Origin of the sequence: Neisseria sp. P0014.S009 (assembly GCF_051958155.1) — a bacterium.
Taxonomy (GTDB): domain Bacteria; phylum Pseudomonadota; class Gammaproteobacteria; order Burkholderiales; family Neisseriaceae; genus Neisseria; species Neisseria flavescens_C.
This window is the reverse complement of record NZ_JBQCVS010000063.1, coordinates 1-371: the sequence shown is the minus strand read 5'-3', so window position 1 is coordinate 371 and position 371 is coordinate 1. Positions and strand designations below refer to the sequence as shown.

Sequence of the window (371 nt, the reverse complement as noted above, 5' to 3'; positions counted from 1 at the left end):
CAACACCATTTCGACGAGTTCGTCCGTCAGTTCGAGTGGACGCTGACCAGCCGCGAAACATTCGCCTGCCTGCAAAATACGCCGCCCGAATGCATGACAGATATTCAACGTGCCGCTCGTTTCTTCTACCTTCAACACAACGCCTTCGGCGGCAAAACCGTCCATCAGCATTTTGGTACAGCTACCACGTCAAAAGCGTGGGATGCATCTCAGATTGAGGTTAAATTAAAGGCTGCTAAAGACCGTTTCAAAGGTGTTTATATAGAGAATGAATCGTGGGATCGTTGTTTCAAACGATATGACCGTGAGCACACCTTCTTCTATGCAGACCCACCATATTGGCAGACCGCAGGCTATGACCAATCATTTGG

General features: G+C 48.8%; 1 protein-coding gene. It reads left to right on the top strand.

Features of this window, described 5'->3' with window-relative positions; all coding sequences use genetic code 11:
* The coding region (locus tag ACTHS4_RS11670) for a DNA adenine methylase (RefSeq protein WP_440365975.1) at nt 1–371 on the top strand (371 nt) is incomplete at both ends.